The sequence below is a fragment of the Chromobacterium paludis genome, assembly GCF_008275125.1.
Classification (GTDB): Bacteria; Pseudomonadota; Gammaproteobacteria; order Burkholderiales; family Chromobacteriaceae; genus Chromobacterium; species Chromobacterium paludis.
On record NZ_CP043473.1, the window covers coordinates 3,102,469 to 3,126,447 of the forward strand.

21 protein-coding genes are annotated in these 23,979 nt (G+C 66.4%); 9 read left to right on the forward strand and 12 right to left on the reverse strand.

Annotated elements, in window-relative coordinates; genetic code table 11:
* Window positions 1-30: 30 nt before the first annotated feature.
* On the forward strand, window positions 31-438 hold the full coding sequence (locus FYK34_RS14635) for a hypothetical protein (RefSeq protein ID WP_149297623.1): 408 nt from the start codon (window positions 31-33) through the stop codon (window positions 436-438).
* Window positions 439-466: 28 nt separating this feature from the next.
* Window positions 467-790 (forward strand): 5-carboxymethyl-2-hydroxymuconate Delta-isomerase, encoded by a 324-nt coding sequence (locus FYK34_RS14640; RefSeq protein WP_407923610.1) that lies wholly within the window; start codon window positions 467-469, stop codon window positions 788-790.
* A 123-nt stretch (window positions 791-913) separates the two neighbouring features.
* Here FYK34_RS14640 and FYK34_RS14645 read toward each other — a convergent pair whose 3' ends face one another.
* The gene (locus FYK34_RS14645) at window positions 914-2,263 is read right to left on the reverse strand and encodes an ATP-binding protein (RefSeq protein ID WP_231137269.1); all 1,350 of its coding nucleotides are present in this window, start codon (window positions 2,261-2,263) and stop codon (window positions 914-916) included.
* Window positions 2,260-2,922, reverse strand: coding sequence for a response regulator (locus tag FYK34_RS14650; RefSeq protein WP_149300003.1), 663 nt, complete (start codon window positions 2,920-2,922; stop codon window positions 2,260-2,262). The genes FYK34_RS14645 and FYK34_RS14650 overlap by 4 nt, the downstream gene beginning before the upstream one ends.
* Before the next feature lie 142 nt (window positions 2,923-3,064).
* Between FYK34_RS14650 and FYK34_RS14655 the strand changes: the two genes are divergently transcribed.
* From FYK34_RS14655 to FYK34_RS14665, 3 genes are all read left to right on the forward strand, one after another.
* Window positions 3,065-3,904, forward strand: a complete 840-nt coding sequence (locus FYK34_RS14655; RefSeq protein ID WP_149297627.1) for a UDP-2,3-diacylglucosamine diphosphatase — start codon at window positions 3,065-3,067, stop codon at window positions 3,902-3,904.
* Window positions 3,892-4,926 carry a glycosyltransferase family 4 protein gene (locus tag FYK34_RS14660; protein ID WP_149297629.1) on the forward strand — a complete coding sequence of 345 codons (1,035 nt, stop codon included), beginning with the start codon at window positions 3,892-3,894 and terminating at the stop codon, window positions 4,924-4,926. The genes FYK34_RS14655 and FYK34_RS14660 overlap by 13 nt, the downstream gene beginning before the upstream one ends.
* 835 nt (window positions 4,927-5,761) lie before the next feature.
* A complete protein-coding gene (locus FYK34_RS14665; protein WP_149297631.1) occupies window positions 5,762-6,544 on the forward strand; it encodes a ferredoxin--NADP reductase in 783 nt (260 codons plus the stop codon).
* Window positions 6,545-6,706: 162 nt separating this feature from the next.
* On the opposite strand, the gene FYK34_RS14670 is transcribed toward FYK34_RS14665, so the two are convergent.
* The 4 genes from FYK34_RS14670 to FYK34_RS14685 all read right to left on the reverse strand — a co-directional run bounded on the left by FYK34_RS14670 (window position 6,707) and on the right by FYK34_RS14685 (window position 11,682).
* A complete protein-coding gene (locus tag FYK34_RS14670) occupies window positions 6,707-7,561 on the reverse strand; it encodes a hypothetical protein (protein WP_174774523.1) in 855 nt (284 codons plus the stop codon).
* A gap of 143 nt (window positions 7,562-7,704) precedes the next feature.
* A complete protein-coding gene (gene rquA / locus FYK34_RS14675) occupies window positions 7,705-8,412 on the reverse strand; it encodes a rhodoquinone biosynthesis methyltransferase RquA (RefSeq protein WP_149297634.1) in 708 nt (235 codons plus the stop codon).
* 205 nt (window positions 8,413-8,617) lie between these two features.
* On the reverse strand, window positions 8,618-9,391 hold the full coding sequence (xth, locus tag FYK34_RS14680; RefSeq protein WP_149297636.1) for an exodeoxyribonuclease III: 774 nt from the start codon (window positions 9,389-9,391) through the stop codon (window positions 8,618-8,620).
* Between the two features lie 251 nt (window positions 9,392-9,642).
* Window positions 9,643-11,682: a M3 family metallopeptidase gene (locus FYK34_RS14685; RefSeq protein WP_149297638.1), complete on the reverse strand. Its 2,040-nt coding sequence runs from the start codon at window positions 11,680-11,682 to the stop codon at window positions 9,643-9,645.
* Window positions 11,683-11,783: 101 nt separating this feature from the next.
* Between FYK34_RS14685 and FYK34_RS14690 the strand changes: the two genes are divergently transcribed.
* A complete protein-coding gene (locus FYK34_RS14690; protein ID WP_149297640.1) occupies window positions 11,784-12,329 on the forward strand; it encodes a gamma carbonic anhydrase family protein in 546 nt (181 codons plus the stop codon).
* 3 nt (window positions 12,330-12,332) lie between these two features.
* On the forward strand, window positions 12,333-12,824 hold the full coding sequence (locus tag FYK34_RS14695) for an RDD family protein (RefSeq protein ID WP_149297642.1): 492 nt from the start codon (window positions 12,333-12,335) through the stop codon (window positions 12,822-12,824).
* On the opposite strand, the gene FYK34_RS14700 is transcribed toward FYK34_RS14695, so the two are convergent.
* Window positions 12,811-14,466, reverse strand: a complete 1,656-nt coding sequence (locus FYK34_RS14700) for a methyl-accepting chemotaxis protein (RefSeq protein WP_149297644.1) — start codon at window positions 14,464-14,466, stop codon at window positions 12,811-12,813. The genes FYK34_RS14695 and FYK34_RS14700 overlap by 14 nt on opposite strands.
* Window positions 14,467-14,767: 301 nt before the next feature.
* Between FYK34_RS14700 and FYK34_RS14705 the strand changes: the two genes are divergently transcribed.
* The gene (locus FYK34_RS14705; protein ID WP_149297646.1) at window positions 14,768-16,402 is read left to right on the forward strand and encodes an APC family permease; all 1,635 of its coding nucleotides are present in this window, start codon (window positions 14,768-14,770) and stop codon (window positions 16,400-16,402) included.
* Window positions 16,403-16,530: 128 nt separating this feature from the next.
* On the opposite strand, the gene tpx is transcribed toward FYK34_RS14705, so the two are convergent.
* The 5 genes from tpx to FYK34_RS14730 all read right to left on the reverse strand — a co-directional run bounded on the left by tpx (window position 16,531) and on the right by FYK34_RS14730 (window position 22,728).
* The gene (gene tpx, locus FYK34_RS14710) at window positions 16,531-17,028 is read right to left on the reverse strand and encodes a thiol peroxidase (protein ID WP_149297648.1); all 498 of its coding nucleotides are present in this window, start codon (window positions 17,026-17,028) and stop codon (window positions 16,531-16,533) included.
* A gap of 433 nt (window positions 17,029-17,461) precedes the next feature.
* Window positions 17,462-20,263 (reverse strand): AAA family ATPase, encoded by a 2,802-nt coding sequence (locus FYK34_RS14715; protein WP_149297650.1) that lies wholly within the window; start codon window positions 20,261-20,263, stop codon window positions 17,462-17,464.
* A complete protein-coding gene (locus FYK34_RS14720) occupies window positions 20,263-21,033 on the reverse strand; it encodes a hypothetical protein (protein WP_149297652.1) in 771 nt (256 codons plus the stop codon). The genes FYK34_RS14715 and FYK34_RS14720 overlap by 1 nt, the downstream gene beginning before the upstream one ends.
* Before the next feature lies 1 nt (window position 21,034).
* Complete coding sequence (locus FYK34_RS14725; RefSeq protein ID WP_149297654.1) at window positions 21,035-21,253, reverse strand: hypothetical protein; 219 nt, start codon at window positions 21,251-21,253, stop codon at window positions 21,035-21,037.
* Window positions 21,254-21,462: 209 nt separating this feature from the next.
* Window positions 21,463-22,728, reverse strand: a complete 1,266-nt coding sequence (locus FYK34_RS14730; RefSeq protein WP_231137270.1) for a hypothetical protein — start codon at window positions 22,726-22,728, stop codon at window positions 21,463-21,465.
* 118 nt (window positions 22,729-22,846) lie between these two features.
* Here FYK34_RS14730 and FYK34_RS14735 point away from each other — a divergent pair, with 118 nt between their 5' ends.
* Entirely contained in the window at window positions 22,847-23,974 is a 1,128-nt protein-coding gene (locus tag FYK34_RS14735; RefSeq protein WP_149297657.1) for a succinylglutamate desuccinylase/aspartoacylase family protein, read from the forward strand.
* Window positions 23,975-23,979 lie beyond the last annotated feature (5 nt).

The following is a 23,979-nucleotide window of genomic DNA, read 5'->3' on the forward strand; positions in this document are numbered from 1 at the left end:
TGTCCTTTTTTGCTGCGTCAAAGAAGGCGGATGAAGACCCCCTACCTGAAAATCCTGGCCTGCGGCCTGACCCTGTTCATCCTGCTCGGGCCGCTGGTGGCCTTGCTGGCCAGCGGCGTGGTGCCGATGATGGCCTATCTGATGGGCGCGGTGCCGGCCATGATCTGCGGCCTCATGCTGGGACTGCTGCGCATCGTCCTGGCCGGACCGGTGGCGCGCTGGCAGCGGCAATGGCCGGCCTGGCTGCTCGCCGTCGTCGCCTTCGCGCCCGGCGCGGTCAGCGGCAGCACCATCACCCTGCTGTACGCCCGCATCGCCGAACCCTTGCTGTACAACGACTGGATGACCCTGTATCTGGGCGCGATGGCCGGCGGCGTGTGCAACGCGCTGTTCTGGCGCCTGCGCTTCGGCGCGCCCGCCAACCCGCAGCACCATTGAGAGCGAGGGTCCATGCCGCTCGGCCGAACTGGCCCGCCGCCCGGACATCCACCGCTTGCTGCAATCCGCCCACGAGGCCGCCGACGCCAGCGGCCTGTTCCAAAGCCACGACATCAAGGTCAGACGGCTGCCGTACCAGGACTATCTGGTCGGCGGCAAGGACCAGGACTTCGTCCACATCGTCTGCCACATCCTGTCCGGGCGCAGCGACGAGCAGAAAGGCATGCTTGCCGACAGTCTGGTGCGCGCCGCCTGTTCCTGGCTGCCCGAGGTGTCCGTAATCAGCTGCGAGGTCCGCGACATCGTCAGGGCCAATGACAGCAACCGCCGTCAGGTGATGGCTCCGGGCTAGGCGCGAAAAAAAGCCCGCCGGTCAGGGCGGGCTTGCAACCTTTGTCTGCCGGGCGCCTTCGCGTCCGGACCTTCGCAGCTTAAGCCAAATCGTCCGGCGCGCCCTGCGGCAGATTGCCGCAGCTCAATCGGCGCGCTCCAGCCTGACCTCCAGCCCGCCTTCCGGCCGATTACGCAAGGTCAGCCGCAAGCCATGCAGACCGGCGATGCGCTCGACAATGGACAGGCCCAGGCCGCTGCCGGCCTGCTGCTGGCCCGGCGGGCGGAAAAAACGCTCGCGCACCCGTTCCAGCCATTGCGGCGCAATGCCCGGCCCCTGGTCCAGCACGCTGATGGCATCCGCCTCCAGCCTCAGCTCCACCACGCCGTCCGCCGGGCCGTAGCGGCAGGCGTTCTCCAATAGATTGCGCAGCATCAGTCCGGCCAAGGCCTCGTCGCCGCGCAGCGGCAGCACCGCCTGCGGCGCGCAGCGCCAGTCCAGCTTCCACTCCGTTTGCTCCGCCGATAGCGACAGCTCAGCCAACAGCCGCTCCACCACTCGTTGCCAGTCCACCGACGCGCTGCTCTGCAGCCGCGGCAGCGGGTCCAGCCGGGACAGCGCCAGCAGCTGCTCCACCAGCCGCCCAGCGCGGTCTATGCCCAGCCGCAGCTGGACCATGGCGTGGCGGCGGCCGTCATCGTCCGGCATCAGCTCCAGCACCTCGGTCTGCACCCGCAGCGCCGCCAGCGGCGTGCGCAGCTCGTGCGCGGCGTCGGCGGTGAAGCGGCGTTCGTGCTCCAGCATCTGGCCGATGCGCTCGAACAGCGCGTTCAGGGAACGCAGCAAGGGCTGCACCTCCTGCGGCACCTCGGCGCGCACCGGGCTGTTGTCGTCGGGCTGGCGCGCGCCGATGGCGGCGGCCAGCCGGCGCAGCGGCGCCAGCTCGCGGCGCAAGGCCAGCAGCACCGCCAGCATCATCAAGGGCAGGCCTATCATCCACGGCAGCAACTGCGCCTTGACCACGCTCCACACCATTTCCTGCCGCAGGCCCTGCTTCTGCCCCACCGCCACCAGCCGCTCCCCGTCCGGCGCCGCCAGGTAAAACATGCGCCAGCCGTGGCGGCCGTCCTTGCCCGCTTCGTCGTAAAAGCCGCGCCGCGCCGGCAGGTAAGCGAAATGGCGGCCCCGGCCATCGCACAGCAGGCGCTTGCCTTGCGGATTCCATACCGCCAGTCCCAGATCGCCGCTGTCGGTGCGCCCGGCATCCGCCCCATGCAGCAGGTGCTTCAGCTTGGGGGTGTCGTCGGCCAGCGCCTCATGCACGTCGATGGCCAGCAACTGGCGCGCGTACAGCGCCATCTGGGTATCGAACAGCTCGTCCACCTCGCGCTTGGCCAGCCATACCGCGGCCACCGATGCCGCCAGCCAGACCAGGGGCAGGCTCAGCAGCAACACCAGCAGCAGACGGGCCTGCAGGCTGCCCGGCCGCCTCAAGCGGGGTCTCCCAGCGTGTAGCCTATGCCGCGCAGGGTGCGGATGAAGCCCGCGCCCAGCTTCTTGCGCAAATGATGGACGTGCACTTCCAGCGCATTGCTCTCCAGCTCCTGGCCCCAGCCGTACAGTTTTTCCTCGATGCGCTCGCGCGGCAGCACCCGTCCCTTGTTACAAAGCAGCAACTCCAGCAGCGCCAGCTCCTTGCCGGTCAGCTCCAAGGGCGCGCCGTCCAGCGTCGCCGCCCGCCCCACCGGGTCCAGGCTAAGCCGGCCGTGGCTCAGCAAGCTTTGCGACAGCCCGTGGCGGCGCCGGTTCAGCGCGCGCAGCCGCGCCGCCACCTCGGCCAAGGCGAAGGGCTTGACCAGATAATCATCGGCGCCGGCGTCCAGGCCGCCCACGCGGTCTTCCAGCGCGTCGCGCGCGGTCAACACCAGCACCGGCACCGCGCTGCCCTCTCGCCGCCAGGCGGCCAGCACCGCCATGCCGTCCAGGCCCGGCAGGCCCAGGTCCAGCACGGCCGCGTCATAGGGCGCGGCGGCCAAGGCGCCGCGCGCCTGGCGGCCGTCGCGCAGCCAATCCACGGCGAAGCCCAGCTGCTGCAAGCCCATCTGCAAGCCGTCGCCGATCTGGCAATCATCTTCCACCAGCAATATGCGCATCATTCCTCCCATCCTGGCCTTATCGCACAAACAGCTTAAGCGATGCTTAACCGCCGCGCTTCATCTGCCTGTCAACAAAGTCTCATTTGCCTGTCACCTGCCCGTTGCAGCATGGGCCATCATCCCGGCCAATGGATTCGCCATGCAGCCAGACTCCGCTTCCGACGCGCCGCGCCGACTGCGCAGCATCTGGATCTCCGACGTGCACCTCGGCACCGCCGGCTGCCGCGCGGACCACCTGCTCGACTTCCTGCGCGAACACGAATCCGACTATCTCTACCTGGTCGGCGACATCGTCGACGGCTGGCAGCTCAGAAAATCCTGGTACTGGAAGCAGAGCCACAACGACGTGGTGCAGAAGCTGCTGCGCAAGGCGCGCAAGGGCTGCCAGGTGATCTACATCCCCGGCAACCACGACGAGGCCGCGCGCCAATACTGCGGGCTGGACTTCGGCGGCATCGCCATCCGCCACGAGGCCGAGCACCTCACCGCTGACGGCAAGCGCCTCTTGGTGCTGCACGGCGACGAGTTCGACGGTGTGATCCAGTACGCCAAGTGGCTGGCCCGCCTAGGCGACAATCTGTACACCTTGATCCTGGAACTGAACCGCGGCTTCAACTGGGTGCGCCATCGGCTGGGCCTGCCCTATTGGTCGCTGTCGCAATACCTGAAGCACAAGGTCAAAAACGCGGTCAATTTCATCAGCCAGTTCGAGGCCATTCTAGCCGGCGAGGCCCGGCGGCGCGGCTTCGACGGCGTGGTCTGCGGCCACATCCACAAGCCGGAAGTGCGCATGATAGACGGCATCCTGTACGGCAACAGCGGGGATTGGGTGGAGAGCCTGTCCGCGCTGGTGGAACACCCGGATGGACGGCTGCAAGTGCTGCACTGGACCGCGCTGGCGCACAACGCGCGCGCCGAAAACGAACCCGCCATCGTCCCGCCCCCCACCGCCACGGAGGAAGCCACATGCGCATCATGATCGTCACCGACGCCTGGAAACCGCAGGTCAACGGCGTGGTCCGCTCGCTGACCGAAACCATGCGCGAGCTGGACGGCTTCGGCCACCAGGTCAATATGATCACGCCGCTGGAATTCAAAACCCTGCCCTGCCCCACCTACCCGGACATCCGGCTGTCGCTCTTGCCCTATCGCCAGGTGGCGCAGCGCATCGCCGGCTTCGCGCCGGACGCCATCCACATCGCCACCGAAGGCCCGCTGGGCCTGGCCGCGCGGCGCTACTGCCTGCGCGAGGGCCTAGCCTTCACCACGGCCTACCATACCCGCTTCCCGGAATACATCCACGCGCGCTGCCGCCTGCCGCTGCCCATCAGCTACGCCTGGATGCGCCGTTTCCACGGCGCCTCCCAGGCGGTGATGGTGCCGACGCGCTCCATCGCCAACGACCTGGAAGCGCGCGGCTTCGCCAACGTCAAACTGTGGAGCCGCGGCGTGGACACCGAGATGTTCAGCCCCGGCGAGCGGCAGCGCCTGGACGAATCCACGCCGCCGCGCTTCGTCTACATCGGCCGCGTGGCCGTGGAAAAAAACATCGAAGCCTTCCTCAAGCTGGACCTGCCCGGCTGCAAATGGGTGGTGGGCGACGGCCCCCTGCTGTCCAAGCTTAAGCAGCAATACCCCGACGTGCACTTCGCCGGCGTGTTCCCGCAACACGAGCTGGCCCGCTTCTACCGCGCCGCCGACGTGTTCGTGTTTCCCAGCCTGACCGACACCTTCGGCCTGGTGCTGCTGGAAGCCATGGCCTGCGGCACGCCGGTGGCGGCGTTTCCGGTAGCCGGCCCGCTGGACGTGGTGGGCGATACCGGCGCCGGCGCGCTGGACTGGGACCTGCGAGCGGCCTGCCTGCAGGCGCTGGAAATCGATCGCGATCATGTGCGCCGCGTGGCGGAACACTATTCCTGGCAAGCCGCCAGCCGCCAGTTCGAATCCCATCTGCGGCCGAACCCGGCCACGCAGGCCACCACCCGGCCGGCGCTGGACTAAGAAAGGCTTGCATCAGAATCTATAAGCACTATATTGATAAAGTCGCGGCAACATGGAGGAGACTGGATGAGTCAGGCATTGACCCCCGTCGGCCTTACGCTCGATTCGGCACTGAGACTGCGCACGAGGCAACAGCCGCAGTCGGCACCGTAGGGTGTTCGCAGTGCCCAACACAGCATCCAGGACGGATGCACGCAAAGATCCAAGGGCCAGCGGCAGCCAAACATGACGGGCAGAGTAAGCATCTGCAGACGACAAACTGAGCAGGAATGAGCGGGCCCCGGCCCGCATGCGCGCCCATGACAGGGCGCACGATGTGCCGGCAGTAGAGTATCGGCAAACGCGAGAGGACCGGCAATCGAGTGTTTTTTCCCTTGGCGGCCTGCGATTGTAGCGCAAGCCGTTGTGACTCAGTGTGTAGTTCGCGCCGTGGCTGTGGTTTGGGCTCAAGCGCGGAAATGTTGTACGTCCCCATCGTCATCCGGAGGGCGTCCCATCACCGGGACGCCCTCTGTCTTTATGAGAAATTCATTACAATGACGCCGATCAAAATAACGGTCAGTGCTAAAAAAATCGTCAAATAGTCTTCCACCGCCGCCGCGCTGTCCGGTACCATGCCTCATCGCGCCGGCAATCCGTCCCCGGACCGGCGCCGCCACGATCGCGCCGGCGCAGCCGCCCCGGCGTCATCCCAAGCATAATCGGCCCGCGCGGAGATGCCCGCGCCGGCCGGACAAGGCCCGAAGCCGCTGGAATGAGCAGGGGAACGGCAAACGGGTTAAAATCCTTGCAACGCAACATGATTCCGATCTTTATTGAGTGAGCTGCGCGACATATGTCTTCTCCCAATCTGACCGCTGAAAAAGTCCTGTCCGTCCACCACTGGAACGACACCCTGTTCAGCTTCACCTGCACCCGCGACGCGGGCCTGCGCTTCATCAACGGCCAGTTCGTGATGATAGGCCTGGAAGTCAACGGCAAGCCGCTGATGCGCGCCTACTCCATCGTCAGCTCCAACTATGAGGAGCACCTGGAGTTTTACAGCATCAAGGTGCAGGACGGCCCGCTGACCTCCAAGCTGCAACACCTGCAAGTCGGCGACACCGTGCTGATCAGCAAAAAGCCCACCGGCACCCTGGTGCAGGACAACCTGCTGCCGGGCAAAAACCTGTACCTGCTGTCCACCGGCACCGGCCTGGCGCCCTTCATGTCCATCATCAAGGACCCGGACGTGTACGAGCGCTACGACAAGGTGATCTTGACCCACGGCGTGCGCTGGGTCAGCGAGCTGGGCTACCACGACTACATCACCAAGGAGCTGCCGGAGAACGAGTTCTTCGGCGATATGGTCAAGGAAAAGCTGATCTACTATCCGACCGTCACCCGCGAGCCGTTCCGCAATCAGGGCCGTCTGACCGACCTGATCACCAACGGCAAGCTGTGCGCCGACATCGGCCTGCCGCAGCTGAATCCGGAGCACGACCGCGTGCTGATCTGCGGCAGCCCGAGCATGCTGCACGATCTGTGCGAAATCCTGAACGGACTGGGCTTCAAGGAATCGCCGCGCATGGGCGAACCGGCCGACTACGCGATCGAGCGCGCCTTCGTCGAGAAATAAGCTTCCGCCCAGGCGGAAAAGCCAAAGCCCCGCAGGCCTGCGCCGCGGGGCTTTTCCATTCGACTCTCTCCAAACCGCCAGCGTTCATGCGGAAGGCGGGCAAAACAAAGGGAGGCCGAAGCCTCCCGAGTTTTTATGCGAGCCAGATGCGATCGGCTTGGCTTACTTGGCGGCCGAAGCGGCGGCCTTCTTGCCAGCGTGATGCTTCTTGGCGTGGTGCTTGTGCGCCTTCTTGGCTACCGGAGCGGAAGCGTCGGCCTTGGCGGCTTGCGCCTTGGAAGCCTCAGCCTTCTTGGCGGCGTGGTGCTTCTTGGCTGCATGGTGCTTCTTGGCAGCGTGCTTGTGCGCCTTCTTGGCTACCGGAGCGGAAGCGTCGGCCTTGGCGGCTTGCGCCTTGGAAGCCTCAGCCTTCTTGGCGGCGTGGTGCTTCTTGGCAGCATGCTTGTGCGCCTTCTTGGCTACCGGAGCGGAAGCGTCGGCCTTGGCGGCTTGCGCCTTGGAAGCCTCAGCCTTCTTGGCGGCGTGGTGCTTCTTGGCTGCATGGTGCTTTTTGGCTGCGTGCTTGTGCGCCTTCTTGGCTACCGGAGCGGAAGCGTCGGCCTTGGCGGCTTGCGCCTTGGAAGCCACGGCCTTCTTGGCGGCGTGGTGCTTCTTGGCAGCGTGCTTGTGCGCCTTCTTCGCCATCGGGGCGGAGGCTTCGGCCTTGGCGGCCTGCGCCTTCTGCGCGGAAGCTTCCTTCTTCACGGCATGCTTCTTCACGCCGGCTTTCTTCTTCATCGCCTTTTTGGCCGGGGCGGAGGCGTCAGCCTTGGCGGCCTGGGCCTTCTGAGCGGAAGCGGTGACTTTCTCAGCCTTCTTGGCGTGATGGATCTTGGCCGGGGTCTTCTTTTCGGCCTTCTTGGCGGCCGGGGCCATCTTGGCGGCCGGAGCGGAAGCCGGGGTGGCTTGGGCGGCGAAGCCGGCGGCGGAACTCAGGCCAAATACGGCGGACAGGGCAAGAAGGGTCAGCTTTTTCATGATTCGTCTCCAGGTCGATTGCGGAGGGAATCTCTCCGCGAGGCACCGTGTTTGGTGTTTCCTTGAGACGTATGCTAGCCCTGACCCATTGCCCCGTCTGTTAGCGCGATGTAAGGCCATGTAACGCTACGTACAGCGCCGCCTCAGGCTTTGCGCCTCGCCATCACGATCTGGTACACGCCGCCGAACACGGTGCGCTTGCGCCACTCGAAGCGCCCCGCTTCGCGGGCATAGCTGGCGATATCGTTGCGCCACAAGGCCTCGGCAAACGGCTCCAATGCCCGGTTCACCCACTTCAGCAGCCAGCCTATCGGCTGCCAGGCCTTGGGCCGGTGGTAGTCGACGAACATCGCGCGGCCGCCCGGCGCCACATGGGACAGCATATTGTCGACGATGGCGGACTTCATCTCCTCCGGCACCTCGTGCAGCAGGAAGAAGCTGCACACCAGGTCCTGCTTCTGCTCCGGCTGGTAGCGGGCGGCGTCGGCGCGCACCACGGCGGCCTGGCCGACATCGGCCAGCTTGCCTTCGGCCAGTTCGATCTGTATCGGCGTGATGTCGGTCAGGGTGAAGCGGCCTTCCTCGCCCACTCTCCCGGCCGCGCGCTGCACCAGGTCGCCGTAGACGTGCGCCACCTGCCAGACCTTTTCGCCAGGACGGATTTCATCCAGATAGGCCCGCATCAAGCGCTGGTCGTTGCCGAACAGCAAGGTGCGCACCACCAGCTTATGGTCCAGCAGCCTGGCCTTGCGCGGGTTGACGTAGGCCCAGTCGTACACCTCGGTCATATAGCCCGGGACGTCCTGGTAGTAGGGGTCGCCTGTGCTGGCGCGCGTGTGCAATGTGGTCATGGTGGGTTTCCGGCTATGAGTGATGGAGTCAGCTTAGCAAGCTGCGCGGCATGCCGGCTTGAGCCAGACCAAACCTTGTCCCGGCCACGCGGCAAGCATATTCCATCGTCTTTTTATAGGCGCAAACTGCCTGGATGGATCCACCCGGCCAAGCAAAAGGCCCGGCATGCGGCCGGGCCAAGGTGGATTGTTTCCGTGGACGGAATCAGTCGGCCAGCGTCAGCACCACTGGGGTATGGTCGGACGGGCGCTCCCATTTGCGCGGCGCCTTGTCGATTTCGCAAGCGACGGCGCGCGGCTGGAGCGCGTCGCTGACCAGGATATGGTCGATGCGCACGCCCTTGTTGCGGCGGAACATCATCTGGCGGTAGTCCCACCAGCTGTACTGCTTCTCCTCCTGATTGAACAGGCGGAAGCTGTCGGACAGGCCCAGGCCTATCAGGCGGCGGAAAGCGTCGCGCTCGGGCGTGCTGCACAGCACTTGCTCATGCCAGCCTTCCGGGTCGTAAACGTCGCGGTCTTCCGGCGCGATGTTGTAGTCGCCCAGCAAGAGCAGGTTCGGATGCGCGGCCAGCTCGGCCGCGACATGCCCTTCCAGCTTGGACAGCCATTCCAGCTTGTACGGGTATTTGGGCGAGTCCACCGCCTCGCCGTTGACGAAATAGGCGCAAATCGCGCGCACGCCGGCGATGGTGGCGGTGATGACGCGGCGCTGCTCGTCGCCGTAGCCGGGGATGCCGGACACCACGTCCTCTATCTCCAGCGGCGCCTTGGCCAGAATGGCCACGCCGTTATAGGTTTTCTGGCCGAACCAGACGGCTCGATAACCGGCAGCCTCGATCTCCGCCAGCGGGAAGGCGTCCTGGTCCATCTTCAGTTCCTGCAGGCACAACACTTCGACGCCGGTGTCGGCCAACCATTGCAGTACCTGCGGCAGGCGGACTTTCAGGGAATTGACGTTCCAGGTGGCAAAACGCATGGCCAGGGGCTCCAGAAGGGAAGTGAACGGGCCGATACCATAGCAGCGACTGGCCCGGCTGTTGAGCGGATTTTCGCGGTTTGCGCCGCGCGGCGCAAAAAAAACGCCTCCGCGGATGGCGGAGGCGCGCAATAGACACGGTATCACTACCCTGATACGCGTCTGGCTCGCTTGCTGCTCCGGAAGACAACCCTGAGCAATAAATTAGAGCCGGACGCGGTCAGGCGAGTTCCGGAGCCTCAGCCTTTTTTTTACGCGCCCTCGGCCACCATGCCGGAGTGGCGCAGCAGCGCGTCGATCTGCGGATCGCGGCCGCGGAAGGCGCGGAACGACTCCAGCGCCGGACGGCTGCCGCCCACGGCCAGGATTTCGTCCCAGAACTGGCGGCCCACCTGCGGGTTGGCGCCGCCGGCCTCTTCGAACGCGGCGTAGGCGTCGGCCGACAACACTTCGGCCCACTTGTAGCTGTAGTAGCCGGCCGCGTAGCCGCCGCCGAAAATGTGGCTGAAGCTGTTGGGGAAACGGTTATAGGCCGGCGGGAAGTTCACCGCCACCTCGCGCCGCACTTCGTCCAGCAGGGCCAGCCACTCCACGCGGTCCGGATTGCCGGCGGTGTAGAGCAGCATGTCGAACAAGGAAAACTCCAGCTGGCGCACCATCTGCATGCCGGACTGGAAATTCTTGGCGGCGATCATCTTGTCGTACAGCTCGCGCGGCAGGGGCTGGCCGCTTTCGCTATGCTCGGTCATGCCCTGCAGCACGTCCCACTCCCAGCAGAAGTTTTCCATGAACTGGCTGGGCAGCTCCACCGCGTCCCATTCCACGCCGCTGATGCCGGCCACGCCGGCCACTTCGATGCGGGTCAGCAAGTGATGCAGGCCGTGGCCGCACTCGTGGAACAGGGTGATCACCTCGTCGTGGGTGAAGTAGGCCGGCTTGTCGCCCACCGGGCGGCTGAAGTTGCACACTAGGTAGGCCACTGGGGTCTGCACGTCTTCGCCCTTGCGGCGGCGGCCGCGCACGTCGTCCATCCAGGCGCCGGGGCGCTTGCCGTCGCGGGCGTAGAGGTCCAGGTAGAAGCCGCCCAACAAGGTATCGCCCTGGAAGATTTCAAAGTAGCGCACGTCCGGATGCCAGGTGGCGACCTGGCGCTCGGCGAAGCGCACGCCGTAGAGGGTGCCCACCACGCTGAACAGGCCTTGCAGCGCCTTGTGCTCCGGGAAATATTGCTTCACTTCGTGCTCGGAGAAGGCGTAGCGGGCGACGCGCAGTTTCTCGCTGGCGTAGCCGATGTCCCAGGCTTGCAGCGTGTCCAGGCCCAGCTCGTCGCGGGCGAAGGCCTCCAGCTCGGCGCGGTCCTGCTCGGCGTAGGGCTTGGCGCGGCGGGCCAGGTCGCGCAGGAAGTCGATGACTTGCGCCGGGCTTTCCGCCATCTTGGTGAACAGCGACAACTCGGCGTAATTGGCGAAGCCCAGCAGCTGCGCCTCTTCGGCGGCCAGCATCAGCTTTTCGCGGATCAGCGGGCCGTTGTCCTGCTCGGCCGGGCCGAACTCGGACGCGCGCTTGGCGTTGGCCTCGTACAGCTTTTCGCGCAGCGCGCGGTTGTCGGCGTATTGCAGCACCGGGAACAGCAGCGGGAACTGCAGGCCCAGCTTGTACTTGCCCGGCTGGCCATCCGCCTCGGCCATCGCGGCGTACATGGCCAGGGTGTCCTCCGGGATGCCGGCCAGCTCGGCCGCGTCGTCAATGTACAGGCTGAAGCCATCGGTGGCGTCCATCACGTTCTGCGAGAACTGGTTGGACAGCTCGGCCAGGCGGCTGGACAGCTCGGCGAAGCGCGCCTTCTGCGCGTCCGGCAGCTCGGCGCCGGCCAGGCGGAAGTCGCGCAAGTCGTTTTCAATCACTTTCTTCTGCGCGGCGCTGGCGGCGGCGAAGGCGGGATTGGCGGCCACCGCCTTGAAGCGGGCGAACAGGTCCAGGTTCTGGCCCAGCTCGGTGAAGAAGGCGGACACGCGCGGGATTTCGGCGTTGTACGCCTCGCGCAGGCCCTCGGTATTGCCTACCACGCCATTCAGATGGCCCACCACGCCCCAGGCGCGGCCCAGTTTTTCGGTGGCGTCGGTCAGCGGCTCCACCACCGCGTCCCAGCTGTCGCCGCCGGCGTCCACCACCGCGTCGATCGCGGCTCGGGCATCGGCCAGCAGCGCATCGAGGGCCGGGGTGATGTGCTCCGGCCGGATGGCGTCGAAGCGCGGCAGATCGGAAAAGTCTAGGAGGGGGTTCTGGCTCATGGCTTCAACGTCCTGTTTGATGGGGCGGATATGATAAAGGAATTTGCGCGCCGCGGCGCGCGGCCGGCACAATGCGTTATTACCGAGATAAGGACGAAACGATGAAAAGCAATATCCGCCAATACGACGGCCACCACCCCGACATCGCGGACGGCTGTTACATCGACCCGACCGCGGTGGTCATCGGCGAGGTGAAGCTGGAAAAAGGCGCCTCGGTCTGGCCTTGCGCGGTGGTGCGCGGCGACGTCAACCATATCCATATCGGCGAGAACAGCAATGTGCAGGACCACGCCATGCTGCACGTCAGCCACAAGACGGCGGCCGATCCGGCCGGCGCGCCGCTGATCATAGGCAAGCATGTCACCATCGGCCACCACGTGACGCTGCACGGCTGCACCATAGGCGACGAGGTGCTGATAGGCATAGGCAGCATCGTGCTGGACCGGGCGGTGATTGAAAGCCGCGTGTTGATCGGCGCCGGCAGCCTGGTGCCGCCGGGCAAACGCTTGGCGTCCGGTTATTTATACCTGGGCAACCCGGTCAAGCAGGCCCGGCCGCTGACGGAGCAGGAACTGGCCTACTTCCAGTATTCCGCCGAGCATTACCTGCGCGTGGCCGACAAACACAAGGCCAATCTGGACGATTAAGCGATGATAGACCGCGAAGAAGAATGGGAATATGTCGGTTTCTGGGCCAGGGTCGGCGCCTGCTTGGTGGATACCGTGCTGTTGTTGATCGTCTCCGCGCCGCTGCTGTGGCTGCTGAGCGATGGCGGCGCCAGCCGCTTCGACGATTGGTCGGGAGCCGCCTTCGGCAATCGCCCGGTCGATCCTATCGCGGACTTCATGCTCAACTATGTGCTGCCGGCCGTCGCCGTCATCCTGTTCTGGATCTACAAACGCGCCACGCCGGGCAAGATGATGCTGGGCGCGCAAGTGGTGGACGCGGACAGCGGCGGCCCGCTGACGCCGGGCCAGGCCGCGCTGCGCTACCTGGGCTATTACCTCTCCCTCATTCCTTGCGGGCTGGGCCTGATCTGGGTAGGCCTGGACGCGCGCAAGCAGGGCTGGCACGACAAGCTGGCGCGCAGTGTGGTGGTGCGGCGCAAGCCCGCGCCGCCATCGTTTCCTAGCCGGCGCTGAGGCGCCCAGACCATTCGCCGCCGGCGGGCGCGTCTTGCGCGGCCGCCGCCGGCCGCGCGCTGCCGGGTAGCCGGAACCAGGCCAGCGCCTGGCCCAGCCCGCCGGCGGACTGCGCCAGCTGCAGCATCAGCGGCTCCGCCGCTTCCATCTGGCTTTCGATGTCTTGCGCCAGGCTGGACAGCTCATGGCCGTGCTGGCGTATCGTGCCGCCGGCGCGCGCCTGCAATTCGCGCGCGGTGCCGATGTCCTCCATCAGCACGCCCAGCCGGCCCAGCGCGCCGTCCACCAGGCCCAGCGCGGCGTCCAGCGCCTGCTGCGAGGCCTGGCTTTCGTGGCTGGCGCTGCCCGCGGCGGCGATGGCCTCGCCCAGCGCGCCCTGGGCGCGCTCCATCTTTTGCAGGCTGTCGAAGATCGCGCTGGTGGCGTTGGCGGTGCTTTCGGACAGCTTGCGCACCTCGTCCGCCACCACGGCGAAACCCCGCCCCGCCTCGCCGGCGCGCGCCGCCTCTATCGCGGCGTTCAAGGCCAGCAGATTGGTCTGGTCCGCCACGTCGCGAATCAAACCGCTGATCTGCGACACCGCGCCCACCGCCTGGCTCAGTTCGCGCATTTCCACGGTGGCGTAGTCTATGCGGCCTGCCAGCTGGCGCATGGCGTCGGCGTTGCATTCGCCCTGCCGCCGCGCCTGGGCGGTGGCGATGGCGGCGCTGCGCGAATTGTCCAACGCGGCCTCGATATGCTGGGCCACTTGCTCGGCGTGATCGGCGATCTCGGCCGCCGCCTCGTTGCACAAGCGGCTCTTGCCGGTTTGCTGCTGGCTGGCGTCGGCGCTCTGCCGGGTCAGCAGCTGCAGGCGCTGGCTGTCGCGCAGATTGTTGCCGGCATGCAGCCTCACCTCGTCCAAGAGGCCGGCCAGACGGTCCAGGAAACGGTTGATGCGGGAGGCGGCATGCGCCAGCTCATCCTTGCCCTGGTCCGGCAACCGCACCGCCAGATTGCCCTCGCTCAGCGCGTCGGCCGCCTGGGCCATCGCGCCCAGATGGCGCTTCAGGCGGCGCGCCATGGTCAATTGAATCAACACCACCAGCGCGCTGGCCAGCGCCAGCGGGCCCAGAATCAAGGGCGCCAGCCAAGCCAGCGCCGTCGCCAGCGCGGCCCGTTCCTGCCGCAGCTCGCCGTCGCGACGGGCGAGCTGGCGGTCGATTTCCGCCGCCAGCGGCACCAGATCGTTCAGATAAGCCTGCTCCGGTATCGACAAGGCATCTTGCGGCGCCGTTTCGGCAATGTGGATGGCGCTATCCAGATTGCGCGCATATTCCTGCCAATGGCCGCGCAGGACGCCGGCCAATGCCTGGCCGTCGCCGGCCGGCAAGTTTGCCAGCATCTCCGCTTGCAGCTCGGCCACCTGGCCGCGCGCCTGCTTCAGACGCGTGGCGGTATCCGGCAGCAAGGGGTCGGCGCGCGAAAACGACAAGGCGACGGCCTTCATCTGCTGCAGATTGCTGGCGAGCTGCTGTAAACGATTGTAACGATCGACGTGATGGGTGAAGGAATAGAGCTGCTGCCCGGTGACCGCCATCACCAGGGCCAGGCTGGCTAAGGTGAAGGCGATGGTCAGCCACAGGCGTTTGATCAGAGACATGACGAGCACTGCACAGACGGGGAAAGGCGGCAGTTTATTCCCTTTTTGTGACGGAAACATTGCAAGACATATAAGCAAACACTGGCATAGAGTATTCACACTGAGTTACAATCCGCCCGCCTTGGCGGGGCCGGGCGCCCTTCGCGCCGCTCCGCCAAGGCCGCGCCCGTCCCCAACAGGCGCGCATCAGACTAGACCGGGCCCACCCGGCTCCATGGACAACTCAGGCATGCCGGCCCTGGCGCGCGCTAGGCCGAGTGTTGCCGCTGTCCGTACAACGTAAACGACAGGAGATTCACCCTTGCAACAACAACACACTCGTCACATCGGCCCCGTCGCGCTGATGCTGACCGGTCTTGGCTCCATCATCGGCTCCGGCTGGCTGTTCGGCGCCGCCCATGCCGCGCAGATCGCCGGCCCGGCCGCCATCGTGGCCTGGATCGTCGGCATGGTGATCATTCTTTCCATCGCCCTGAGCTACGCCGAACTGGGCGCCATGTTCCCGGAAACCGGCGGCATGGTGCGCTACGCGCGTTACTCCCACGGCTCCCTGCTCGGCTTCATCGCCGCCTGGGCCAACTGGATCGCCATCGTGTCGGTGATTCCGATCGAGGCCGAGGCTTCGGTGCAGTACATGAGCACCTGGCCCTACCCCTGGGCGCAGCATCTGTACCAAAACGGCGAATTGAGCACGGTCGGCCTGTCCTTCGCCGCCGTGCTGGTGGTCGTCTACTTCCTGCTGAACTACTGGGGCGTCAAGCTGTTCGCCAAGGCCAACAGCGCCATCACCGTGTTCAAGGTGATCGTGCCGGCCCTGACCGTGGGCGCGCTGATCTATAGCGGCTTCCATAGCGAAAACCTGAACAACGCGGCGCTGGGCGGCTTCGCGCCGTTCGGCTGGGCCAGCGTGATGACCGCGGTGGCCACCAGCGGCATTGTGTTCAGTTTTAATGGCTTCCAGAGCCCGATCAACCTGGCCGGCGAAGCCCGCAATCCGGGCACGAGCGTGCCCTTCGGCGTGGTCGGCTCCATCCTGCTGGCCGCGGTGATCTATGTCGCGCTGCAAGTCGCCTTCCTCGGCGCGCTGTCGCCGGCGGAACTGGCCCACGGCTGGAAAGGCCTGGACTTCAGCTCCCCGTTCGCCCAACTGGCCATGGCCCTGGGCCTGAACTGGCTGATGATGACCCTGTATTTCGACGCCTTCGTCAGCCCCAGCGGCACCGGCGCCGCCTATATGGCCTCCACCGCTCGCATGATCTACGGCATGCAGCGCAACGGCACCATGCCGGCCATCTTCGGCCGCATGCACCCGCTGTACCACATCCCGCGTCCGGCCATGTGGTTCAACCTGGCGGTGTCCTTCGTCTTCCTGTTCTTCTTCCGCGGCTGGGGCACGCTGGCGGCGGTGATCTCCGTCGCGACCGTGATCTCCTACCTGACCGGCCCGATCAGCGCCGCCGCGCTGCGCCGCTGCGCGCCTGACCTGCCGCGCCCGCTGCGCCTGTCCGGCATGGGCGTGATCGCGCCGTTCGCCTTCGTCTGCGCCTCCCTGGTGCTGTATTGGGCGCGCTGGCCGCTGACCGGCCAGATCCTGTTCCTGATCGTGGCCGCGCTGCCGGTCTACGTCTGGTACCAGGCCAAGGCCGGCTGGCCGGACTTCCAGCGCGAGCTGAAGGGCGCGCTGTGGATGGTGCTCTACCTGCCGGTGATGGCCCTGCTGTCCTATATCGGCAGCGCCGAGTTCGGCGGCATCGGCATCCTGCCTTACGGCGTGGACATGGCCGTGGTGGCCGCGGCCGCGCTGGGCTTCTACTTCTGGGGCGTCAGCAGCGGCTGGTACACCCGCTACCTGCGCGACGAGCACGATCCCCAGCTGGTGGAAGCCATGCAGCAGGAAAACGCGCCGTCCGGCAAACTGGCCGGCCAGCGCGGCTAAGCTCCAAAAATCCTTCGCTCAAAAAACAAAGCCGGCTCCGAGGAGCCGGCTTTTTGTTTGCCCGCCTGGGGCATGCTTCCGGCTCCAGCCGGGGCCGATCCCCTTGCCGGCCTGAGCTGGGATGGGAATTACAGCGCGGCCAGGGCGGCGGCATAGTCCGGCTCGTCGGCGATCTCGCCCACCAGCTGGCTGTGCAGCACTTGATCGTTCGCGTCCAGCACCACCACGGCGCGCGCGGTCAGTCCGGCCAGCGGGCCGGAAGCCAGCTTGACGCCATAGGCCTCGGCGAAGCCCGGATTGCGGAAGGTGGACAGGTTCACCACGTTCTCGATGCCTTCCGCGCCGCAGAAGCGCTTCTGCGCGAACGGCAGGTCGGCGGAAATGCACAGCACCACGGTGTCGGCCAGCGCGGCGGCCTTCTCGTTGAACTTGCGCACGGAGGCGGCGCAGGTCGGGGTGTCCACGCTGGGGAAGATGTTCAGGATCTTGCGCTTGCCGGCGAAGCTGGCCAGCGTCGCCTCGGCCAGATCGCCGCCGGTCAGTTGCAGCGCCGGTGCCTGTTGGCCCTTGGCCGGCAATGCGCCCGCCACTTCCACCGGATTGCCGCGCAGGGTTACGGTTGCCATGTCTTGCTTCCTCGTCTGGGTTGATGATGGCGATAGTGTGGAGCAAAGCAGGCGAAATTCAACCCTGAAACACGCATGGTTGCCCGCTGGCGGGCCAAGGCTCATTCAACGCTAGCCGCGCCAGCCTCCAACGATTCAAGAAACAGAATTTCCTGCTCCAATTTGTGCCCAGTGCGCGCCATCGCCGCTAGCAACTTGCGCAATTCATCAGGCAACGACTGTTGGAGCAGGCTCTGAACATGCCGTCTATCCAGGGCTTCCAACGGCCAGTTGCCTTCTCGCAGCTTGTCCTCATCCACCTACCATGAACGGCCCTGCGCCTCATCCAACCCCAACAATGGCAGCGCTCCCGGGAGCGGTCGCGGCACCAACCGGTCACGCCCCTTGCTTTCTTCGCGCACCAAAGCGCTCATGTCGAGGTCAGATAACAGCATCAGAGTCCCTCCACCCTCCGTCGCGTCTGCAATATCGGCGGCGCCCAGGTTTCGCCGGGCCGCTTCTTGCGCGTGGCCAGGGTCAGTTCCGACGGCGCGAAGATGTTGATGTTGTGGGTGTTCGGCGTGGTGATCAAATACTGCGCCTCGGTGGCTTTCAGGAAGCCGGCCACGCGGTCGATGTTGAAGATGTCGAGGTGGGCGAACGGTTCGTCGATGAAGACGAAGCCGGACGGATTGGCCTCGTCCATCATCAGGCCGATCAACAGGATCAGCGACTTCATCACCTGCTGGCCGCCGGAAGCCTCGCCGTCGTTCATGCCCATCATGCCCTTCTGGTCGAAGTTGAACTTCAACACCAGCCCGGCCTGGGCCAGCACCGCGTCGTCGTTCTCCAGCTTGGGCAGCTCCACTTCCACCTGGATGCCGGCCAGCTCGCCCAGCCGCCTCACGTTCTGGCCGTAAGCGCGCACAGTGGCGCGCAGCTTGCCGATATAGGCGGCGCGCGCCTCATCGGTCAGCTCGCGCGAGCGGTCCACCTCGCCCTGGCGGCGCTGCCGCTCCTTATCCAGCGAGCTCAGGTCCTCCACCAGCTTGTCCTTCAGCGCCAGCACGGAATCATCCTGCTCCCAGTCGCCGCTTTGCAGCTTTTCTTCCAGGTAGTTCAGCTGGTGCTTGGCGTCGGCGGCGGTGTCAAATTCGTCCTCCAGCTGCGCCACATGCTCCGGCGCCAGCGCATCGGCCGGTAGCCGCTGCGCCCACTCGCGCAGTTCGGCAATCAGGCGGCGCAGCTGGCGGCGCGCCTGCTCCACCTCCTGCAGCTTCTGATTGTATTTGGACAGGCTTTCCATTTCGCGCTGGCAGACGCGGTCGTGCGCCAGCCGCGCGTCGCCGTAGCGCTGGTCGGCGGCGTCCTTGTCGGCGCCGGCTGCGGCCAGCGCCGCGCCCTGGCGGGCGATCTCGGCCTCCAGCTCGGCCTTGCGCGACTCCAGCGCTGAAAACTCGTCGGCGCGGCTGTCCAGCTGGCGGATCGCGTCCATGCCACCAAGGTACTCGGCCAGGCCGGCCGCCTCGCGGGTGGCGGCCACCAACCGCTCCTCGTCGGCCAGGATGCGCACGTTCAGCGCCTTCAACTCGTCGCGCACGGCCAGCAGGCGCGATTGCCGCGCCGCTTCGCCAAACGCGTATTCATGCATGGGCACGCCGATGTGGCGCGCGCCGCGGCGCTCGCGGAAATAGCCGTCGCGGGTGATCCAGTCGCCGTCGACGTTGGCGCCCTCGTTCGCGCTTTCCACTCGCGTCACGCTGTTCATCTGCCGGTACAGCCAGTCCGGCGCGTCGGCGGAGAAGCGCACCACTTCCAGCAGGCTGCCCTTGGCGGCGCGCGGCGGCGCGGCGCGCTCCGGTACCACGAAATGGCGGTAACGCAGCTTCTCGCCTATCTTCCAGGCCTCGCGGCGGTCGGATTCCTGGTCCAGCAGCACCACGTGGCGGTAGCCGCGCAGCAAGGCCTCCACCGCGGCCTGCCAGTTGGAGTCCATCACCTCGACGATGTCGGACAGCATGGCGTGGCCAATGCCGGCTTCGTCCAGCGCCGCCTTGAACTGGCGCACGTCCTCCGGCGAGCGGCCTCGGCCGACTTCCAGCGCCTGCAGATGTTCCGAACTTTCCTGCCGCTGCTTTTTCAGCGCGCGCAGGCCGTCTTTCAGCTGGTCCGACTCGGCGCGCAAGGCGGCCAGCTTGTCGGCCAACGCTGCGGCGTCGGCGCCGTATTCCTTGCCGGCCAGGGCCTGCAAGCGGTCGCGCTCCTTCAATTGGCCGGCCACGCCGGCATGCTCGCCCTTGGCCTTCATGAAGGCTTCCTGCGCCGCCAGCCGCACGGTCTCCGCCGCGCCGCGCGCTTCGCCGGCGCTCACTTCCGCCGCCTTCAGCTTGGCCACCAGATCCAGCGTGTCCGCGTGCTCGGCCCGCGCCTGGTTCAGCACATGGTAGCCGGCGCGGTAATCGTTCCACTGCTTGCCGAACGACGCCTTGCCGTCCAGATAGGCCAGCACCGGCAGCGCTTCTTCGCGCAGCCGCTTGATGCCGGTTTGCAGCTGCTTCCATTCCAGGTAGCGGTTGGCGCGGTTCTTCATCGCTTCCACCCGCACCTGCAGCGCCTCTTCCTGGCGGCTCAGCGCCTCCAGCTCCAGCTCGGTGGCGCGCTGCTCGTCGCGCGCGCGCTGGTAGTTGTCCAGCACGTCCTTGTCGCCGAACACCTGGAACACCAGGTCCAGCAATTGGCGCGGGCTGTACTCGGTCAGCTTGTCGGTGTCGCCCTGCTCCAGCGCCAGCACCTCGCCCACCGCCGCGGTCAGGCCGGCGGCCTCCAGCCGGCGGCGGTATTCCTGCACGCCCAGCCATTGCGCCTGGCCCTCGGCGTGCTCCAGCGCGATGTCGCCGTCCAGGATGGCGTAATGGCGCACCCAGTCTCCGCCCTGCTTCTTGATGCGGCACAGCAGCGTGACGGACTCCGACACGATGGGGAAGAATGGCGTCGGATACAGGCCGCCGCTAGGCCGGCGGGGGTTGTCCACCACGCCGCGCAAGTAGGCGAAGGCCTCTTTGTTGTTGCGCACATAACGCTTGTAGTCGCGCTTGCCGGAGCACTTGATCGCCAGCAGCGTGCGCAGCGCGTCCAGCAAGGTGGTCTTGCCGGAGCCGTTGGGCCCGATGATGGTGACGATCTGCGCGTCCAGCGGCACGGTCAGCCGCTGCCAGAAATCCCAGTGCACCATTTCCACCGATTTCATCTGGAACATCAGCGAACCTCCCCATCCGCCGCATCGTCCGGCGGCAAGTCAAACAACGGGCCGGCCGACGCGATGCCGTCCTCGCCGTTTTCGTCTTCGATGTCTTGCTGGGTAGCTTCCGGCGCGCGCTTGTCGGCCAGCGCCTCGCGGCCCTCGCGCCGCAGCAATACGTCGGCCAGCGCGCCTTCGATGATGCGCGGCGCCAGCTGGGCGTAATCTATCATCAGGTCCAGCATCGGCCCCTCGTCCAGCCAGCGGTTGCGGCGCACGACGAAGCCCAGGTTGACCAGCCGGCCCAAGTTGGCGTTGAAACGGGTGCGGCCGCCCAGCGCCTTGCCGAAGTCCGCGTACAGCGCGTCCTCGGAAATGCCGGCGGACACGGCCTCGCCGGTTTCCAGCGGCTTTTGCGCGCCGAACATGTCGCTCTGGCTCTCCTTGCCGGCCTCGACGCGGGCGATCTGCCGCTCGCGCTTGGGCAGGATGATCAGCGCCCACAGAATGACCAGCAGCGCCACGCCGTCGCGCGGCAGGCCCAGGTTGTTGTTGAGCCAGGCGTCGCCGGAGCCGAATACCGGCTCGGTCATTTCCGGCAGCAAGGCCGCGGCGATGTGCTCGGCGTACGGGTTCTCCACCAGGCGCAGGCCGACGGCGGCCAGGCTCTTGTCCAGTTCGGCGCGGAAGATGTCGTCCAGCAGCGCCTTCTTCGCCAACGCGTCGGCGCGCGGCACCACGCGGTGCGCCAACAGGCGGGCGGTGAGGGTTTTGATTTCGTGTTCCATATTATTTCTTGGCTTGCGCCACGCTCTGGATCAGCATCAGCGCGGCGGAGGCCGCCAGCGCGGCATCGCGCGGGTCGGCCAGATCCTGATTGAAGCGCGGCAGCAGTTGCCGGTAATGGACCAGCAACGCTTGCACTTCCGTATTCTCATCGCCGCCAAGGCGGGCTTCCATCCTGGCTACCGTTTCAGCCAGTTCCTGCCGGGTAATCGTCGGCTTCATTTCCCCCGCTCCTGTGCCTGGCCGCGCAGCAGACAGCCCCCTCTCCCCAACCCCTCCCCCGCCAGGGGGGAGGGGCTTTGGGCGGCTATCGACATGCCGCGTGCCGCAATATTTATGCGCATAAACGTCGAACCGCCCCTCTCCCCTCGCGGGAGAGGGGCCGGGGGAGAGGGGGCGAATGCGAGCATGGCAATCCCGCGAGCATGCATTCAGCGCTTCCCCATCGCCACCAGCCTGGCATCCGACAGCGTCGCCACCTCCGGGTGATCCGTCTCGATAACCGCGTCGCCGCCCTGCAGGCGGAACGGCAGCTTGGCCAAGGCGGCGACGATGCTCTGGTCGTTGCTGGTTTCCGGGTCGCCGATCAGGGATAGCAAGGACAGGCGGTAGGCGGTTTCGTTGTAGCTGCCCGCCAGCACCGCCTGGCTGATGTGGGCGTCGGCCTGGCCGCTCATGCCCAGCTCCAGCAGCCGGTCATACATGTCCTCGGCCTCCAGCAGCCGCTCCATTTCCGGCGCGTCGGCCAGCGGCGCGGCCTCGCCGCCGGGCAGCACGTGCGCGCCGGCCTTGGCGCGCTCTCGCGCCAGCAGCTCGAACTCGGCCACGTCGGCCAGCTCGGGCGTGGACAGGAAGGCCGGCTCCGGACAGATGGACCAGGCATCGGCCAGCTTGCCGGCCAGCATGGCCGCGCCCTGGCGGCGCAGCCAGTCGGCGATGTCGGTGGAGGTGAGGCCGGAATTGCCCAGGTGCACGCGCTGCGCGGCCAGTTGCGCCAGCCGGCGCTCGAAAGTGCCGGCCAGCGCCAGCATGCGGCTTTGCGCCAGCGCGATGGCCTGGGCCTGGTTCAGCACCGCCAGGCTCAAGCTGTCGTCGCCGGTCAGGCTCTTCACCACCTCGGTGGACTTGGCCACCCAGCGCCACACGGCCTCCAGCCGGTGCTGCGCGGCGCGGATGCGGAACTCGGACTGCGACTCCAGCGCCTCTTCGAACTCGACGTACAGCTCGTTGAGCCGCGCCAGTAGATGCTTGAGCGCCTCGTCCGATACCTGGCCCACGGCCTGGCCGGCCGCCACCTGGCTGGTGAGGTAGCCCAGCTCCACGTCGTCGCCGGCGAAATCCACCATGGTGGCCAGCGCCGCCAGCGCCACGCGCGCGCCCTCGGACAGCTGGTAGACGCCGCCGTCGCTGTCGTAGACCAGCAAATCGCCTTCGCGCAAGCGCCCCAGAATGGTGGCCAGTTTGGTATCGTTAAGGTAAGCAAAGCGCTGGGCGATTTCCTGCGGCGTCCATAGGGGCGCTTCGGCGCGGCCGCCCAGCTCGCGCAGCACCAGGAGGCGCATCAGCACTTCCTCGTCGCCGCCGCGGAACAGCGTGACGAAAACGGACAGATAGCCCCAGGCGCCCTGCAGCCGCGACACGGCCTGCAAGGAGCCGGGCTCGATGCCGGGCTGGAAGAAATCGGACAATGAATCCAAGCGCGCCCCACGTACGGAGTGAATCGAAGCGCAGATTGTCCCGGCGCCCCGCCGCTTCGTCAACGCGGCGGCGCGTTTTATCCCGGCTGCGCGATCCAGAATAAACAGAGGAGACACCATGCATATCCAACACCATCCGCTGCTCTCGCCCAGCCTAAGCACCCAGCGCGCGCTGACCAGCTTTCACTTCGGCCAGCCCGGCAGCGGAGAAAAGGTCCATATCCAGGCCAGCCTGCACGCCGACGAACTGCCCGGCATGCTGGTGGCCTGGCATCTGAAGCAGCGCCTGCGCCTGCTGGAAGACCAGGGCGCGATCCGCGGCGAAATCACCGTGCTGCCGGTGTCCAACCCGATAGGGCTGAGCCAGAACCAGCATGGCAGGCTGCTGGGGCGCTTCGAGCTGATGAGCGGGCAAAACTTCAACCGCCATTACCACCCCATGGCCGAGCCGGTGTTCGCCGCCGTGCGGCAGCAGCTGGGCGCCGACGCCAAGGCCAATACCCGGCTGATCCGCGCCGCGATGCGCGTGGAACTGGAGCGGCAGCAGCCGCAGACCGAGTTGCAGTCGCTGCGCCACGCGCTGCAGACCATGGCCTTTGACGCGGACATCATGCTGGACCTGCACTGCGACAGCCGCGCCGACATCCATCTCTATACCGGCACGCCGCTGTGGGACCAATGCGAGCCGCTGTCGCGCTATCTGGGCGTGTGCGCCAGCCTGCTGGCCGAGGACTCCGGCGACTATCCTTTCGACGAAGCCTGCAGCCAGCCGTGGTGGCAGCTGCGCGATCTGGCGGCCCAGGCCGGCCTGGCCGCGCCCATAGAGATGGCCTGCCTGGCGGTGACGGTGGAGCTCCGCGGCGAATGGGATGTCAACCACGAATACGCGGCCAAGGACGCCGAAGCCATCATCCACTTCCTGCAGCATCGCGGCGTGATCCGCGGCGACGCGCCGCCGCTGCCGCCCCTGCGCCATCCCGCCACGCCGCTGGCCGGCTCCGAGGACCTGACGGCGCCGCATGCCGGCGTAGTGGTGTACCGCGCCGAGCCGGGCAGCTTGCTCAGCCCCGGCGACCTGGTGGCCGACGTGATCGACCCGGTCCGCGATGAGGTCAGCCAGGTCTGCACCGAGCGCGGCGGCGTGCTGTACGCCACCAGCGACCGCCCCTACGCCACCGCCGGCCTCAATATCGCCCGCGTCGCGGGCAGCCAGTCTTACAAAACCGGCAAGCTACTCACTGCCTGAGCCTG